We start from the raw sequence: 15,502 nt of genomic DNA, 5'->3' as shown, positions 1-15,502 counted from the left end.
CTCCTTAGGTCGAGTCCTTCGCATGCTAAAATCCATAGTTAAGTTTTTCAATTATTTAGACGTAGAGATGTGGACAGGGGAGACGCATGCCGCAGTCGCAAGGCCACTCGTTGGCGGAGGACCTCGGTTTTCTGCTCTCGCGTTCCGGGGAGATCCTGGCCGGTGCGGTGAACAAGGCACTGGTCCCGCTGGGTCTGAAGGTGCGCTCGTACACCGTCTTGGCGCTGGCGTGCGAAGCGCCCGAAGGGGTCAACCAGCGCAGCGTCGCGGCCACGATGGGGCTCGACCCCAGTCAGATCGTGGGCCTGGTCGACGACCTCGAGGAGCGCGGCCTGGTCGAGCGCACGGCAGCTCCGGCGGACCGCCGCAACAAGCTGATCGTGGCCACGGACGAGGGGCGCGAACTGCACGCGGACGCCAGTGCGCGTGCCGCCCAGGTCGAAGCCGGGTACCTCGAGCACCTGTCCGGCGAGGCGCTGGACCAGCTGCGAGAAAGCCTGCAGCACATCGTGTTCCCGGAGAGCACGAGCTGACCGGGCCGTGGGCGGACCCCATCAGCGTCCGCCCACCGCGTCCAGGTCGTTGTCCTTGCTCTCGCCGGCCAGGAGGATGAACACCGCGCTGACCAGGCACAGCCCGATGATGAACAGGCCGACCGGCAGGATCGAGCCACCGGCGGAGGCGAACAGCGATGCCAGGATCACCGGGGTGAAGCCCGCACCGACCAGGGTCGCCAGCTGATAACCCAGCGAGGCGCCCGTGTAGCGGCTGCGCGTGCCGAACTGCTCGGAGATGTAGGCCGCGACCGGTCCGTACGTGGCGCTCTGGCACAACGTGTAACCGATGAAGGCGAACGCCGCCGCTGCGAGGGTGCCCTGGGCGAGGAGCATGAACAGCGGGTAGACGAGCACCACCATCCCGGCCAGGCCGCCCAGCATCACCGGTCGACGGCCGATCCGGTCGGACAGCCGGGCGTAGCCGAGCACCAGGAAGATCGCGCAGAACTGGCCCACGGCGAAGCCGAGCAGCACTTCGGACTTCACCCCGCCGTGCTTGATCGCGTAGGTGATCGCGAACGTGGTGAACGCGGTCTGCATGCCGAAGCTGGCGATGCAGGCCAACGCGGAGAACACCACCGTTCGCGGACGGCGCAGCACGGCGAAGATCGGCGGATCGGACTTCTTGCGGTCGGCCTGCTCCCGGGCCGCGCGCTCGGCGGCCGCTCGGAACACGGGGCTCTCGCTGACCTTGGACCGGACGTACAGGCCGAGCGCGAGCATCACGGCCGACACGAGGAAGGGAACGCGCCATCCCCAGCTGAGGAAGTCCTCGGAGGGCAGCAGCGCTGCTCCCGACATGGCGAGGGTGCCCAGCAGCGCACCTGTGGGCGCACCCGCGTTGGTGAACGCGGCGAGGAAGCCCCGCCGCTCCGGTTCGGCGTGTTCGAGCGCCATCAACGCCGCACCGCCCCACTCGCCGCCGATCGCGACGCCCTGGAGGACCCGCAGCGTGACCAGCGCGATCGCACCCCACGACCCGATCATCGACGCCGGCGGGATCAGTCCGATCAGGCAGGAGGCCGCTCCCATGATGGCCATGGACAGCACCAGCATCTTCTTCCGGCCGATCAGGTCGCCGAAGTGTCCGAACACGACACCTCCGAGCGGGCGCGCGAGGTAGCCGGCGGCGAAGGTGCCCAGCGAGGCGATGGTCGCAGCGGCGGGCGAGAGGTCGGAGAAGAACACCGGCCCGAACACCAGCGAGGCCGCCGTGCCGTAGAGCAGGAAGTCGTAGTACTCGAGCGTGCTTCCCAGGTAACTGGAAAGCACCACGCGGGCGGCGTCTCCCGATCGCGGGGGCGATGACTGCGTTCTCGCGGAGCCGGTCTCGGTCATGGTGCTCCTTCGGTCGGTGAACGAGGGGGATCGGGATCGCGCAGCGCGCCGGACAGCGCCGCTGGCGTGGGGCGACGGCGTGTCAGCGGGCGTGGAGCCGCCGGAGTTCGCTCTTGCGGATCTTCCCGGTGGCGTTGCGGGGGATCTCGTCGAGCACGAGCAGCGACTTCGGGATCTTGTACTTCGCGAGGCGCTCGCCGAGGTACTCGACCATCTGCTCGTGGGTGAGCGCATGCCCGTCGTCCAGGCTCACCGCCGCGCAGCCGACCTCGCCCCACTTCTCGTCCGGGATGCCGAAAACCGCGCAGGAGGCCACGCCCGGCATCTCCAGCAGCACCGCCTCGATCTCGGCGGGGTACACGTTCTCGCCACCGGAGATGATCATGTCCTTGAGCCGGTCCACGATCGTCACGAACCCGTCGTCGTCGGGGAGCCCGACATCGCCCGAGCGGAACCAGCGCCCGTCGGTGAAGGCGTCCGCGGTGGCGTCCGGTCGGTTCCAGTACTCGCGCATCACGTTCGGACCGCAGACCTGGATCTCGCCGCGCTCGCCCGGTCCCACGTCGCGCCCTTCCTCGTCCACCACCCTGACGTCGGTGAAGAAGTGCGGAACACCGGCGGTTCCGCGCTTGCGCTCCACGTCGTCCGGCGTGAGGATCAGCGCGCCCGGGCCGGTTTCGGTCAGGCCGTAGCCCTGGCAGATCTTGATGCCGCGTTCGGCGTAGGTCCGCAAGGTCCGGGGCGGTACGGGTGCCGCGGCCACCGTCACCCGCCGGATGGCCGACAGGTCCGTCGAGGTCCAGTCGGGGTGGGAGCTGAGCGCGTCGAACATGGTCGGCACGCCGAAGGTGTAGGTGATCCGCTCGCGCTCCAGCGTCCGCAGGATCCGGCCGGGCTCGAAGCCCTCCTCGATGACCACGTTGCCGCCCTTGAGCAGCGTCGGCAGCGCGACGAAGTCCAACGCCGCCGTGTGGAACAGCGGAGCGCACACCAGGGCGGTCTCATCGCTGCCGAAGTCGAGGTCGATCACCGCGTTCATCACGCTGAACACGATGTTGCCGTGCGTCAGCACCACGCCCTTCGGGCGACCGGTCGTGCCGGAGGTGTACATGATGAAGCACGGGTCGTCGTGCGACACCGGTTCGTCGATGCGCGCGGTGCCGGCCGAGGCGATGACGTCCTCGTAGCCGACGGCGTCCGCGGGTGCGTCCCCGTCGCGCATGACGATTCGCGTCGCGGAACCCGCCGCAGCCCGCGCGACCTCGGTGAGCTCCTGCGAGTGGATGAGCACCGAAGCATCGGAATCGCGCAGGGCGAACTCGACTTCCGGCGCGGTCAGCCGTGCGTTGAGCGGGACGAAGAGGGCGCCGAGGAGGCCGGAGGCGAACAGCGCTTCGAGGTAGGCGGGGTGATTCGCGCTCAGCAGCGCGACCCGGTCCCCGCGCCCGACACCGAGCTCCCGCAAGGCGTGCGCGAGCCTGGTGACCCGGTCGTCGAGCTCTCGGTAGGTGATCCGACGATCGCGGAAGGACATCGCGACCTTCTCCGGGGAGAGCCGGAACCTGCGGTACGGCCAGGAACCGGTGCCTTCGTTGCGCATGTGGTGTGGCTCCTTCGGTGTGCGGCTCGGTCCGATCAGCTCGAGATCAGCCTGCGACCGATGATTTCCTTCATGACCTCGGTGGTTCCGCCGTACAGGGTGCTGCCGCGGGAGTCGAGGTAATCGGCGGCGACGTCGTACTCGGCCATGAACCCGTAGCCCCCGTGCAGCTGGACCGCTCGGTTCACCACCTTCGAGTGCAGTTCGGTGACCCACCACTTGGCCATCGCCGCGGTGACCTCGTCGAGCTCGTGCTGCGCTGCGGCGAGGACGCAGCGGTCCACGAAGGACTGCGCGATCTCGATCTCCGTCGCCAGCTCCGCGAGGTAGAAGCGGTTGGCCTGGAAGTCCGCTATTCGCCGCCCGAAGGCCGTGCGGGTGACGGCGTGCTCCAGCGCGGTGCCGAACGTTCGGCGCATCAACGCCATGGACGCGACCGCGATGCTCAGCCTCTCCTGGGCCAGGTGGTGCCGCAGGTAGCCGAAGCCCTCCCCCTCCTGGCCGAGGAGGTTGGCGCGCGGGACTCGGACGTCGTCGAAGTGCAGCTCCGCTGTGTCCTGCGCGGCGAGTCCGATCTTGCGCAGCGGTCCGGTGCGGGAGAAGCCGGATGCATCGGCTTCGATGACGAGCAGGCTGATGCCGCGCTTGCCCGCGGCGGGGTCCGTCTTGACGACAGCGATGAAGACGTCGGCGAGCATGCCGTTCGAGATGAACGTCTTCGCGCCGCTGACCACGTAGTGGTCCCCGTCGCGCGTCGCGGTGGTGGTGATCGCGGCGAGGTCGCTGCCCGCTGCGGGTTCGCTCATCGCGATGGCCGCGATCTTCTCCCCGGCGCACAGCGGAGCGAGGAAGCGCTGCTTCTGCTCGTCGCTGCCCAGCGCGTTCAAGTACGGCGCCACGAGGTCGTTGAACCCGGACAGGCTCATGGTCACCGCCTGCGCCCCGATCCGGCACAGCTCCTCGATGAGCACCGCGTTGAAGCGGAAGTCGTCGACGCCCCCGCCGCCGAACCGCTCGTCGACCCCGACTCCCAGCAGGCCGAGCTTTCCGGCCGTCCGGAAGATCGCCGGGTCCACGCACCCGGCATCCGCCCACTCGGCGAGGTGCGGGGCGACCTCGCGCTCGGCGAAGCGTCGGGCGACATCGCGGAACGCCTCGTGGTCGGCGTCGAAGATGGTGCGGGGCAACGAAACGGTGCTGCTCATCGAGGTCCTCTCGTGCCGGCTGCGCCGCTGTGCGGCGGGCGAGTGGTCACGCAGATCACAATGAAACTTAGATGATTGAAAATGTCAACCCAAGACAATGTCAACGAGTGCTGTCATCATGCACTGCGGGCCGGGGGACGACCGACCCTCATCTCCGATTCCGCACATCAGATTCCGGATGACCGAGCCCGCGAGCCGACGGGTCCCGCCGGTCGGCACCGGAGAAGGAGATCTCGATGTCTTCAGCAACCGAAGTGATCCTGCTCGGCACCTCAGGCGGACCGCGGTGGCGACGTGATCGCGCCGGGATCGCGTCGGCGCTCGTCGTGGGCGACGCCGTCTACCTCGTGGACTGCGGGTACGGGACGGGCCGCCAGATGATCCGGGCAGGGCTCGGGCTGGATCGCTTGCGCGGAGTCTTCGTCACCCACCTGCACTCCGACCACACGGTCGACTTCTTCAGCCTGCTGCTCTTCGGCTGGTACGAGAAGCTCGAAGGCGTCGAGCGGCCGGTGGTGGCGCTCGGGCCCGGTGACCGCGGCCGGGTCCCTCCCGCCTCACCGCACCTGCTGACGCCTCCGGCGACGATCTGCTCGGACAGCCCGACCCCGGGGCTGGCCGAGATGACGCGCCACCTCACGCGGGCCTTCGCCACCGACATCAACGACAGGCTGCGCGACAACCTCAGGCGGCACCCGGACGACCTCCTCGTGGCTCGCGACATCGCCTTGCCCCAGGACGTGCCGTTCGACCCCGACCACCGCCCGTGCCCGCGCATGCGGCCGTTCCCGATCTACGAGGACGACCGGGTGCGCGTCTCCGCGACCCTGGTGCAGCACGCGCCCGTGGCCCCCGCGTACGCGTTCCGCTTCGACGCCGACGAAGGCTCGGTGGTGTTCTCGGGGGACACCGGGGTGTGCGAGAACCTGATCGAACTCGCCGCCGATGCGGACGTCCTCGTCCACGAGGTCATCGACGAGCAGTGGGTCCACCGGCAGTACGAGGGAGGTCGGACGGAGCAGCAGCGCTCGATGATCGACCACCACCTCACCGCCCACACGACCATCCCCGACACCGGCCGCGTCGCAGAACGAGCCGGGGTGCGGACCCTCGCGCTCCACCACTTCGTGCCGGGCGAGCTCGACTCCCCGCGCTGGGACGAGGCCGCGAAGGAGTTCTCCGGCACCCTCGTCGTCGGCCAAGACCTGGACCGGTTCCCGATCCGCCGAACCTGATCACAAGACCAGAGGCCGTGACCACCGCCCCCGGTGATCACGGCCTCGCACTGAGGAGAGTTGCTCGGGGTCAGGCGAGTTCTTCGTCCGGGAGGTCGAGGTCCGTTGCTGCTGCGTGGAAGGCGTTGAGGCCGGTCAGCAGTGCCGTGCGGGAGCGCGGGGGCATGGCGTCGAGGACCTGCTTGAGGTCGGCTTGGCGTTCCCGCTGGAACTGGCGGAGGAGGCGGCGGCCGTCCCGGGAGAGCCGGAGCATGACCTCCCGGCGGTCGTCGGAGCCCGCGACGCGGTCGAGCAGGCCAGCGGCCTGGAGCCGATCGCACACCCGGCTGGTCACCGACGGGATGGAGCCCAGCTCGTCGGCGAGGCTCATGAGGTTGATCGAGCCGTGGCGATCCACGACGACGAGCGCCCGCAGCTGCGACGGTGAGACCTTCGGCTTGATCCGCTCGGCGCTGCGTCCCCAGACGACCATGAGAACCCCGATACCGGCCTCGAGGTCGTCGAGGTGTTCCGTGGACAGGGGATCGGGTTTGCGCACCGGAGGATCCTCCTCGCCGGGTGTATCAAGTCCGCGCACTGCGATACCGGACGTATTCTGGCACGCCGGGAGCCGAGAACGTCCGCGGTTGAGCGGACTTGGGTGAAGCCGGAGACGTGGTGACCGTCGCGACACGTCTGGATTCCCTCGAACGCGCGTTGCGGGCCGCGCCGGCTCACGAACTGCCGGAAACGCTGCTGGAACTGCTGGGGAAGCAGTTCGGCGTCGCGGGGTTGGAGACCTACCTGGCAGACCTGCGCCTCGCCGTCCTGGAACCGGTGATCGAGCCGGAAGGCCCGGGAATCCGCTGGTGGCGACGCTGGAAGGGCGCGTCTTCTGCGACCAGGTGTGCATCCAGCAGCCGCTCGACCACGAGGTCGCGCTGGTCCTGCCGATGACGGTGCGGGGCGACCGGTCGGGCGTCCTGTGGTTGCGGCTGCCCGAAGCTCCGGACGAGGAGGTGCGCGAAGAACTGGCCGTCGCAGCCGAACTCGTGGCGCACGCGATCGTGCTCGCCGAAGTGGCGACGGACCGCTACCAGCGCGCACGCCGGCCCCAGCGCCTGACGCTCGCCGCCGAGATCCAGTGGCAGCTGCTGCCGGTGCGCTCCGTCGCCTGCGCCTCCTACCGGCTCGCCGGTCAGCTCGAACCCGCCTACGCGGTGCGGGGCGACAACTTCGACTGGGCCCAGGACCTGGACTCGCTCACCGTCGCGGTCACCAACGGGATGGGCGAGAGCACGACGGCGGCGGCGCTGACCACGCTGGCGATCACAGCGCTGCGCAACGCGCGGCGCAGCGGCGCCAACCTCGCCACCCAGGCCGCCCTCGCCGACCAGGCCGTGTGGGCGCACCACGCGGGGACTCAGCACATCTCGACCCTGCTGATGCGGATCGACCTCGCCACGGGCGACGTCCGCGTCATCGACGCCGGATCGCCACGGCTGTGGCTCGTGCGCGAGAACAGCGTGGAGCGCGTCGAACTGGAGGCCCAACTCCCGCTCGGCCTGGTCGACGGCACGGAGTACGAGGAGCAGCACCTCCAGCTGGAGCCGGGCGATCGGCTCTTCGTGCTCACCGACGGGATCTACGACGCGGTGCTCGCCGATCGTCACTACAGCACCGCCTCGCTGCGCCGAACGCTGCAGGCCGGCCGCGGGCTGCCGCCCACCGAGGCCGTGCGATCGCTGCTCAGCGACCTCCGGGCCTTCCTCCAGGACAGCGACCTGGACGACGACGCCGTGGCGGTGCGCATCGACTGCCTCGCGGAGACGAGCTCCCCGCAGCGGAGGAGCGGAGCTGGATCCTGCTCTGAACCTCGAATCGCGTGCCGCGGAAGGCTGATCCGTTCCCGAACGACGAAGTTCCGGAAGCTCGGCGTTCTCCGCGAATTTGCTTGCCACGCGGCAAGCAACCGGTAAGATCACGTGGTTCAACTTGATCGGGTTGAGGCCGCAAAGGTCGGCCGGCGACGGATGCCGCCGACGCGAGGAAGGACGACAGGATGTCCCTCGGGCAGCGGGTTGCCGGAGCTCTCGGCGACGAGGCTCCGCACGACACCACCGGCAAGACACCGGCGGCGAGCGTTCAGGTGACGTTCCCGCGGCCGGACGCGGTCGTCGCCACCGTCAGCGCACCCGTGGACCGCGACACGGTCGACCAGCTCGAGACCATGCTCTGGCCGCAGCCGACGTCCACGGCGCGGCTGGTCGTCGTGGACCTCACCGACGCGCACGTGCTCGACGTCCCGGACCTGCAGCTGCTCACCCACGCCCACATGCTGGCCCACGCTCGCGGTGGGGCGCTGCACGTCGTCGTCGCGAGCGAGGCAGTCCTGGACGCGCTGCACGCCGCCGGGCTCCGCGCCCTGCTGGAGTGCCACGCCACCGTCCAGGACGCCCTCGCCGCGACGACGAGCACCGACGCCGTCGGCACGCCGAGGGGCTGACCGGAGGTCAGAGATGCGGGTCCTGGGCGGCCTGCAGGCTGCCCGCCGGTAACCGCTCGGCTCCCCAGCTGCGCTCGATGTAACCGGTGATCCGCTCGATGTCCTCGGCGGGCACTCGCTCCGGTTCCCTCCGCTCGAGCGGGTCGAGGTGGAAGATGTAGAGGCGGGAGGCGAACTGGTCGAACGGCAGCGACGCCTCGCCGAAGCGCTCACCGCTTCCCGCCGTGGAGACCACAACGCCGTCGCCCCAGTCCTGCCCGCTGTCGTTGTTCGGGTTGAAGGAGTAGACCCGCATGACGTCCTGCGGATCCCGCGCCACGCGCAGGATCGTGATCGCGTGCCAGCCGACTTAGCGGGCCGCGCTGTCGGTGACGGCGACGGCCGGTCGGCGCAGCTGCGGCTCGATTCGCCGGGATTCGCCCCCGGGTGGTGGTATACATGCCGAGTGGCGGAAGGTTCTGCGACCGAGGCGTACGGACGGCGTTGCGCGGAGTACGTCGAACTCCTCGGCACGATCGATGCGACCGCAGCACCCGACCGCGAGCTGATCGCCGGTTGGGCCCGCGCGCAACCCGAGGGACCGCTCCTCGACGTCGGGTGCGGGCCGGGGCACTGGACGAACTGGCTGCACGAGCAGGGCCTGGACGTCGGAGGTGTCGATCCGACACCGGAATTCGTCGAGGTCGCCCGGAAGCGCTTCCCGGACGTGGCGTTCCGGGAAGGCGTCGCCGAGCAGCTCGAGGTCGCCGACTCCGGCCTGGCCGGAATCCTCGCCTGGTACTCGCTGATCCACGTGCGGCCCGACCGCGTCCCCGCCGCGCTCGCCGAGTTCGCCCGGGTCGTCGAACCCGGCGGCGGACTCCTCGTCGGCTTCTGCCGCGGACCGGAGGTCGCACCCTTCGACCACGCGGTGACCACCGCGCACTTCTGGCCGGTCGACCAGCTCAGCGACCTGATCGAGGAAGCCGGGTTCGCGGTGTCGGTCCGCGACACCCGCGACGATCCCGGTGCCCGGCCGCACGGCGCGATCCTGGCCTCCCGCGTCGGCTGACCGCCTCGCGCTGCGTGGCTCAGGCCAGCAGGTCTCCCGGGCCGGGAATCCCGGTGAGCCGCCTCGACATCTCCCACAGGCGCTGCGCCGCTTCCGGGTCGCTTGCCCGCGCGCTGCGGCCGACGAGCGTCGGATGCCCGCGCAGCTCCCGCCGTCCGTCGGGGCCGACGTAGGCGGCCCCGGGCAGGTCTTGCGCCGCCGCGTACAGGCTCGGCAGCGCGCCCATGGCGGGACCCTGCGCCACCAGGGCACCCGCGATCCGCGTCGCCCCGACCAGCAGGCGGTTCCGGCCGTGGGTTCCGAGGTCGGAGGCGGTGTAGCCCGGGTGCGCGGCCAGCGCGCGGACGGGTGAGCCGAGCCGCTCCAGCCGTCGCTGGAGTTCGAGGACGAACAGCAGGTTCGCCAGCTTGGACTGGCCGTACGCCGCGACCGGCCGGTAGGGGCGGCGCTCGAAGTTCGGGTCCTCGAAGTCGATCGCGCCGAACCGGTGCGCCCCGGAGCCGAGCGCGACGACGCGACCGGTGATGTGCGGCAGCAGCAGGTTGGTCAGCGCGAAGTGCCCGAGGTGGTTGGTGCCGAACTGCGTCTCGAACCCGTCGACCGTGCGCCCGGCCGGCACCATCGCCACACCGGCGTTGTTGACCAGCACGTCGACGTCCCCGGTCCACGACTCGGCGAACTCGCGGACGGAGGAGAGGTCGGCCAGGTCGAGCCTGCGCACCTCGTTGCTGCCGCGCACCGCGCGGGCGGCGGCTTCGCCGCGTTCGAGGCTGCTGACCGCGAGCACGACGTGCGCTCCGGCGCGGGCGAACCCGCGTGCCGTCGCCATGCCGACGCCGTTGCTCGCGCCGGTGACGATCACGGTCCGCCCGTCGAGCCGGGGCATCGGTCTCCGTCGTGGACCAGGTCCTCATGCCGGCGAAGTGAACCGGCGGAGGCGGGCGAGTCCGGGGAGGTCATCCGGGCTCGCCCGCTCCGCGCGGGCGTGATTGGGATAACTGGAGCAGCAGAACATCAAGTTCGCGAACCGTGTTTCGTTCAGGTCAATGTTCTGTTAAAACAGTACGAGCGTTCTGTTATACCTACTGCTGAGGAGCCTCGCCCGTGAGCCGAGACCCGAACGGACTAGAGCTGACGGCCGACGTCTTCGGTGCCATCCAGTTCCGCGACGGGCACCAGCCCGAGTTCGGCCAGGCTGTCTACGAGGTCCTGGAGTCGCTGGAACCCGCCCTCGCGCGGCACCCCGAGTACCTGCGGTCCGGTGTGCTGGAGCGGTTGTGCGAACCCGAGCGGCAGATCATCTTCCGGGTTCCGTGGACCGATGACGCGGGCGAGGTCAGGGTCAACCGAGGGTTCCGGGTCGAGTTCAACTCCGCGCTCGGGCCGTACAAGGGCGGGCTCCGGTTCCACCCCTCGGTCAACATCGGCGTGATCAAGTTCCTCGGCTTCGAGCAGATCTTCAAGAACGCGCTCACCGGGCTGCCGCTCGGCGGCGGCAAGGGCGGCTCGGACTTCGACCCCAAGGGCAAGTCCGACGCCGAGATCATGCGGTTCTGCCAGTCGTTCATGACCGAGCTGCACCGCCACATCGGCGAGTACACCGACGTGCCCGCGGGCGACATCGGCGTCGGGCGCCGCGAGATCGGCTACCTGTTCGGCCAGTACAAGCGCATCACCAACCGCTACGAGTCGGGCGTGCTCACCGGCAAGGGGCTCAACTGGGGCGGATCCCAGGTGCGGACCGAAGCGACCGGCTACGGCACGGTCTACTTCGTCGAGGAGATGCTGCGCGCCCGCGGCGACGGCTTCGACGGCCGCCGCGTCGTGGTGTCCGGCTCGGGCAACGTCGCGATCTACGCCGCCCGGAAGGCCGAGGAGCTCGGCGGCACCGTCGTGGCGATGTCCGACTCCGGCGGCTACGTCGTCGACGAGAACGGCATCGACATCGAAGCGGTCCGGGAGCTCAAGGAGGTCCGCTCCGGTCGTCTCAAGGAGTACGCCGAGGACCACGAGCGCGCCCGGTTCGTCGAGGGCGGCTCGATCTGGGACGTGCCCTGCGCGATCGCGCTGCCCTGCGCCACCCAGAACGAGCTCGACGACGAGGCCGCGCTCGCGCTGGTGCGCAACGGCGTCGTCGCGGTCGGCGAGGGCGCGAACATGCCGACGACCCCGGGTGCGGTGAAGGTCTTCCTCGACGCGGGGACCGCCTTCGGGCCCGGCAAGGCCGCCAACGCCGGTGGCGTGGCCACCTCGGGCCTGGAGATGCAGCAGAACGCCTCCCGCGACTCGTGGCACTTCAACTACACCGACGCGCGGCTGGCGGAGATCATGGCCGACATCCACAACGGCTGCCTGGCCACCGCCGAGGCCTACGGAGCCCCCGGCAACTACGTCCTGGGCGCCAACATCGCCGGGTTCACCAAGGTCGCCGACACGATGCTCGACCTCGGCGTCATCTGAGGTCCCATCCCCTCCGGGCGTGTCCGCGAGGCGGTCGAGCACCGCGTCGCGGAAAATCACGATCAGGACCGTGACGCCGGGGCCCTCCCGCGCATCGGACCGTTCGTGATCACCACGCGACAAGCAGAGCGCCCGGAGGAGGGGGTCGTGCCGCGCAGCCTCTTCCAGCGGCTTCGACACCCGCGCGACCCGCGGCTGCGGGGCCTGATCAGGCTGGCCTCCCGCACCGCGGAGGCCAGCGGCCGCTACCGGCTGATGGGTCTGGCGGGCGAGGCCGCGTTCTTCACGCTCACCTCGCTCCCGCCGGTCCTGCTGAGCGTCGTCGGCACCCTCGGCTACCTGGCCGGCTGGCTCGGCCGCGAGGACACGGTCGCGGCGGTGGAGAACACCCTGGTGGAGGCCGCCGGAACGGTCCTGTCGCCGCAGGCCATCGATCAGCTGCTGCGACCGGTGCTGCTCGAGGTCCTCGGATCGGGGCGCGCCGGGATCATCTCGATCGGTTTCCTGCTCGCGCTGTGGTCCGGGTCGGCGGCGCTGAACGTCTACATCGACACGATCTCGGTGGTCTACGGCCTCGGCGGGCAGCGCGGCGTGGTGCGGCAGCGGTTGATGTCGGTGCTGGTCTACGTGGTGGGTCTGCTGGTGGCGCTGATCCTGCTGCCGCTGCTGGCCGTCGGGCCGTCGGTGATCGCCGGGTGGGTCCCGGAGGCGGCGGCGCTGGTGTACGGCCTGTACTGGCCGCTCATCGTGCTCGGCTCGATCGCGTCGCTGAGCACCCTGTACATGGTCTCGGTCCCGATCCGCGCGCCGTGGCGCGAGCACGTCCCGGGCGCCGTGGTGGCGCTGCTGGTGTGGCTCGCGGGCAGCTTCGGGCTGCGGATCTACCTGGACGTGAGCCTGCAGAACTCGCCGGTCTACGGCGCGCTGGCGGCCCCGATGGGCGTGCTGCTCTGGCTGTACGTCACGGCGTTCGCGGTGCTGCTGGGCGCTGCGGTCAACGCCGAGCTCGACACCGTCCAGCCGTCCCGCGTGATCGCCACGGCCCGCCGCGCCATCCGCGAGGACGGGTCCGGGTCGTGATCCGGTCGCGGGGCGCGATCATCGAGCTCACCGCTGGAAGCGGGCGGTGAAGTGGACCTCTGGTGGAGTCGCCTCTGCCGATGAGCTGCGGGAGACTTCGGGCGTGACCGAGCGGGTCGACACCGACAGAGACCTGATGGCCGCTGCCCAGCGCGGCGATGGCGTGGCGTTCGACGAACTGGTCCGTCGGCACACCGCGACGATGTACCGGGTCGCGTTCCGCATCCTGGCCGACCGGGCGGAGGCGGAGGACGCGGTGCAGGAGGCGTGGGTGTCCGCCTGGCGGTCGCTGAACCGCTTCCGCGGCGATGCCGCGCCGACCACGTGGCTGTACCGGGTGGTGACGAACGCGGCGCTCGGCCAGGTCCGCAGGCGCCGGGCCGTGCCGATGGACGTCAGCGACGAATCGATGGACCACCTGTTCGCCGACGACGGCACGGGGAATCCAGAAGGGCACGCCGTGCGTTCCGAGGAGGCCGACCTGGTGCACCGGGCGATCGCCACCCTCGAACCCTCGCAACGGGTCCCCCTGGTGCTGCGCGAGTTCGAAGGGATGTCTTACGAGGAGATCGCCGAGGTGCTAGAGGTGAACACCGCCGCGTTGCGCTCCCGGCTGCACCGCGCCAGGTTGGCCCTGCTCGCGAAGTTGGAGGAGATGCGCCGTGGGTGAGCTTCCCTTCGACCCCGAGCAACAGCTGGCCTGCGGGCACACCTACGGCGAGCTGGTCGAACACCTCGCGGGCGACTCCACGCCGGAGTTCGCCGAGCACGTCGCCGGCTGCCCGCACTGCCGCGCCGCGCTGGACCGGTTGGGCCCCAGCTGGGCGCCGGTGCGCCGCGCCGCCCAGGTCTCCGTGGAACCGCCGAACGGCCTGCTCGACCGGGTGCTGAAGACCTCCCGCCGAGCCCGGGGCGTCAACGTCGGACCGTCGATCGAGATCCCGCAGGAAGGCGGGGCGCTGCGGGTGACCCCGCACGCCGCGCTGGTGCTGGCCAGGCGCTTGACCGCCGAGCTGCTCGCGGGCTTCCCCGGTGTCCGGTTGCTGGCCTGCACGGGCGATTCGCAGGAGATCCGCGTCGAGCTCCAGGTCAGCTACGGCTCGGACGTCCCGGAGCTGGCGACGCGGCTGCGCGAGGAGGTCGAGGACGGGCTGCGCAGCGCGCTCGGTCCGGGCGCTCCCGCCGTGTGGGTGCGCATCGCCGACATCTCGTACCCCGAGGGCTGACGGACCCGCCTCGCTCGTGACGCGCGTCACGCAGCCGTCACGGAGCTCCGCCCGGCCGCATCTGATCTTCCGTCGGCAGCGGTTCGGCCCGGCCCTCGCGGGCGGCCGGCCGCGAGCGATCGAGCGGAAGGAATCACCATGCCCCAGTCGAGCGGCAACTCCACCCAGCGCACCGAGTCCCAGGACGTCACGACGTCCACCTCGGCCGGTGCGGGGTCGGTTCGGCCCACCGAGCACACCTCGCAGGGCAAGACCACGATCGCGGCCTCGGTGGTGCAGAAGATCGCCGGCATCGCGGCGCGCGAGATCTCCGGTGTGCACGCGATGGGCGGCGGGGTCTCCCGCGCCTTCGGCGCGATCCGGGAGCGCATCCCGGGCGGCAGCGGCACCTCGTCGACCTCGGGCGTGCAGGTCGAGGTCGGGGAGAAGCAGGCGGCCGTCGACCTGGACATCATCGTCGAGTACGGCGCGTCCATCTCGGAGATCGCCCGCGCGGTGCGCCGCAACGTCATCAGCGGCGTCGAGCGGATGACCGGTCTGGAGGTCATCGAGGTGAACATCGCGGTCAACGACATCCACCTGCCCGATGAGGGCCAGGACGACGAGGGCGCCTCCACCGGCCCGTCCGCCCGGGTGGAGTGAGGCGTGGCGTCCGCGCTCCTCCCGCGATGCGCGGAGGAACCGGGATGAGCCCCGGCGCAGCCGAGGTGGCCGACCAGGTCGCCGCAGCCGTGCTGGCGCACCCGGCGGTGGCCGGGCTGCACGGCGGGAGCTTCGGCACCACCGCCACGCACCTGCCCGGCCGCCGGGTCGTCGGCGTCCGGCTCGGCGACGCCCGCGACGCGGTCGAGGTCGGAGTGGTGCTGCGGCTGGGCGACCCGCTGCTGGACGTCGTGGACCAGCTGCGGCGGCGAGTCGCCGCGGTCGTCGGCGAGGTCCCGGTGGACGTGGTGGTCTGCGCCGTCGTCGAGCCGGGCGAGGAACCGGGAGGCAGCTGATGGTCCGCGAACCGGATCCGGACGCGCGGCGCCGGTATCGCGCCTTCATCCGGGCCAACCACCCCGACGCGGGTGGTGATCCGGAGGTGTTCGCGGCGGGTCTGGAGCGGCTCCGCGCCCGCTCGCGGCCCCATGGGGGACGCGAGAGCCGTCCGGATCGCTACGACGCCCCGGTGGAAGTGGTCCCCGACGCGCGGATGGTGACCCGGCTGGCCCGCCGGGTCCGCGCCTGGCGTCGTCGCAGGAAGCGCAGCCGGGTGCGGTGAG

19 protein-coding genes are annotated in these 15,502 nt (G+C 70.6%); 13 read left to right on the top strand and 6 right to left on the bottom strand.

What is annotated here, in order from left to right; genetic code table 11:
• The first annotated feature begins 86 nt into the window (after positions 1 to 86).
• Entirely contained in the window at positions 87 to 533 is a 447-nt protein-coding gene (locus tag E1202_RS20965; protein ID WP_132684848.1) for a MarR family winged helix-turn-helix transcriptional regulator, read from the top strand.
• A 21-nt stretch (positions 534 to 554) separates the two neighbouring features.
• On the opposite strand, the gene E1202_RS20960 is transcribed toward E1202_RS20965, so the two are convergent.
• The 3 genes from E1202_RS20960 to E1202_RS20950 form a co-directional block, all read right to left on the bottom strand.
• Positions 555 to 1,832, bottom strand: a complete 1,278-nt coding sequence (locus tag E1202_RS20960) for an MFS transporter (RefSeq protein ID WP_328591005.1) — start codon at positions 1,830 to 1,832, stop codon at positions 555 to 557.
• A gap of 145 nt (positions 1,833 to 1,977) precedes the next feature.
• Positions 1,978 to 3,495, bottom strand: coding sequence for an acyl-CoA synthetase (locus E1202_RS20955; protein ID WP_132684846.1), 1,518 nt, complete (start codon positions 3,493 to 3,495; stop codon positions 1,978 to 1,980).
• A gap of 35 nt (positions 3,496 to 3,530) precedes the next feature.
• Complete coding sequence (locus tag E1202_RS20950; RefSeq protein ID WP_132684845.1) at positions 3,531 to 4,700, bottom strand: acyl-CoA dehydrogenase family protein; 1,170 nt, start codon at positions 4,698 to 4,700, stop codon at positions 3,531 to 3,533.
• A 236-nt stretch (positions 4,701 to 4,936) separates the two neighbouring features.
• Here E1202_RS20950 and E1202_RS20945 point away from each other — a divergent pair, with 236 nt between their 5' ends.
• Positions 4,937 to 5,935 carry an MBL fold metallo-hydrolase gene (locus E1202_RS20945; protein ID WP_132684844.1) on the top strand — a complete coding sequence of 333 codons (999 nt, stop codon included), beginning with the start codon at positions 4,937 to 4,939 and terminating at the stop codon, positions 5,933 to 5,935.
• 70 nt (positions 5,936 to 6,005) lie between these two features.
• On the opposite strand, the gene E1202_RS20940 is transcribed toward E1202_RS20945, so the two are convergent.
• Complete coding sequence (locus E1202_RS20940; protein WP_207918818.1) at positions 6,006 to 6,473, bottom strand: MarR family winged helix-turn-helix transcriptional regulator; 468 nt, start codon at positions 6,471 to 6,473, stop codon at positions 6,006 to 6,008.
• Positions 6,474 to 6,571: 98 nt separating this feature from the next.
• Between E1202_RS20940 and E1202_RS31880 the strand changes: the two genes are divergently transcribed.
• The 3 genes from E1202_RS31880 to E1202_RS20930 all read left to right on the top strand — a co-directional run bounded on the left by E1202_RS31880 (position 6,572) and on the right by E1202_RS20930 (position 8,420).
• Positions 6,572 to 6,871 (top strand): hypothetical protein, encoded by a 300-nt coding sequence (locus tag E1202_RS31880; RefSeq protein ID WP_207918816.1) that lies wholly within the window; start codon positions 6,572 to 6,574, stop codon positions 6,869 to 6,871.
• Positions 6,784 to 7,893, top strand: coding sequence for a PP2C family protein-serine/threonine phosphatase (locus E1202_RS20935; RefSeq protein WP_207918814.1), 1,110 nt, complete (start codon positions 6,784 to 6,786; stop codon positions 7,891 to 7,893). Before E1202_RS31880 ends, E1202_RS20935 begins: the two co-directional genes overlap by 88 nt.
• Positions 7,894 to 7,976: 83 nt before the next feature.
• Positions 7,977 to 8,420 carry an STAS domain-containing protein gene (locus tag E1202_RS20930; protein ID WP_132684843.1) on the top strand — a complete coding sequence of 148 codons (444 nt, stop codon included), beginning with the start codon at positions 7,977 to 7,979 and terminating at the stop codon, positions 8,418 to 8,420.
• 7 nt (positions 8,421 to 8,427) lie between these two features.
• Here the strand turns inward: E1202_RS20930 and E1202_RS20925 are convergent, their stop codons facing one another.
• Positions 8,428 to 8,739, bottom strand: coding sequence for a hypothetical protein (locus tag E1202_RS20925; protein WP_235878756.1), 312 nt, complete (start codon positions 8,737 to 8,739; stop codon positions 8,428 to 8,430).
• A gap of 126 nt (positions 8,740 to 8,865) precedes the next feature.
• Here E1202_RS20925 and E1202_RS20920 point away from each other — a divergent pair, with 126 nt between their 5' ends.
• A complete protein-coding gene (locus E1202_RS20920; protein WP_132684842.1) occupies positions 8,866 to 9,471 on the top strand; it encodes a class I SAM-dependent methyltransferase in 606 nt (201 codons plus the stop codon).
• Positions 9,472 to 9,490: 19 nt separating this feature from the next.
• Here the strand turns inward: E1202_RS20920 and E1202_RS20915 are convergent, their stop codons facing one another.
• Positions 9,491 to 10,357: an oxidoreductase gene (locus E1202_RS20915; protein WP_132684841.1), complete on the bottom strand. Its 867-nt coding sequence runs from the start codon at positions 10,355 to 10,357 to the stop codon at positions 9,491 to 9,493.
• A 245-nt stretch (positions 10,358 to 10,602) separates the two neighbouring features.
• Here E1202_RS20915 and gdhA point away from each other — a divergent pair, with 245 nt between their 5' ends.
• From gdhA to E1202_RS20880, 7 genes are all read left to right on the top strand, one after another.
• Complete coding sequence (gene gdhA / locus E1202_RS20910; RefSeq protein ID WP_132684868.1) at positions 10,603 to 11,931, top strand: NADP-specific glutamate dehydrogenase; 1,329 nt, start codon at positions 10,603 to 10,605, stop codon at positions 11,929 to 11,931.
• 147 nt (positions 11,932 to 12,078) lie between these two features.
• Positions 12,079 to 13,011, top strand: coding sequence for a YihY/virulence factor BrkB family protein (locus E1202_RS20905; RefSeq protein WP_235878752.1), 933 nt, complete (start codon positions 12,079 to 12,081; stop codon positions 13,009 to 13,011).
• 103 nt (positions 13,012 to 13,114) lie between these two features.
• Positions 13,115 to 13,681 (top strand): RNA polymerase sigma factor, encoded by a 567-nt coding sequence (locus E1202_RS20900; RefSeq protein WP_132684840.1) that lies wholly within the window; start codon positions 13,115 to 13,117, stop codon positions 13,679 to 13,681.
• Positions 13,674 to 14,237, top strand: coding sequence for an anti-sigma factor (locus E1202_RS20895; RefSeq protein ID WP_132684839.1), 564 nt, complete (start codon positions 13,674 to 13,676; stop codon positions 14,235 to 14,237). Before E1202_RS20900 ends, E1202_RS20895 begins: the two co-directional genes overlap by 8 nt.
• A 138-nt stretch (positions 14,238 to 14,375) precedes the next feature.
• Positions 14,376 to 14,879 carry an Asp23/Gls24 family envelope stress response protein gene (locus E1202_RS20890; protein ID WP_132684838.1) on the top strand — a complete coding sequence of 168 codons (504 nt, stop codon included), beginning with the start codon at positions 14,376 to 14,378 and terminating at the stop codon, positions 14,877 to 14,879.
• A gap of 44 nt (positions 14,880 to 14,923) precedes the next feature.
• Positions 14,924 to 15,235, top strand: a complete 312-nt coding sequence (locus E1202_RS20885) for a hypothetical protein (protein ID WP_132684837.1) — start codon at positions 14,924 to 14,926, stop codon at positions 15,233 to 15,235.
• Complete coding sequence (locus E1202_RS20880; protein WP_132684836.1) at positions 15,235 to 15,501, top strand: hypothetical protein; 267 nt, start codon at positions 15,235 to 15,237, stop codon at positions 15,499 to 15,501. Before E1202_RS20885 ends, E1202_RS20880 begins: the two co-directional genes overlap by 1 nt.
• Position 15,502: the final 1 nt, after the last annotated feature.

Source organism: Saccharopolyspora karakumensis, from assembly GCF_004349225.1.
Taxonomy (GTDB): Bacteria; Actinomycetota; Actinomycetes; order Mycobacteriales; family Pseudonocardiaceae; genus Saccharopolyspora; species Saccharopolyspora endophytica.
The sequence above is the reverse complement of the archived record's forward strand: the minus strand, read 5'-3'. Positions and strand labels throughout refer to the sequence as shown.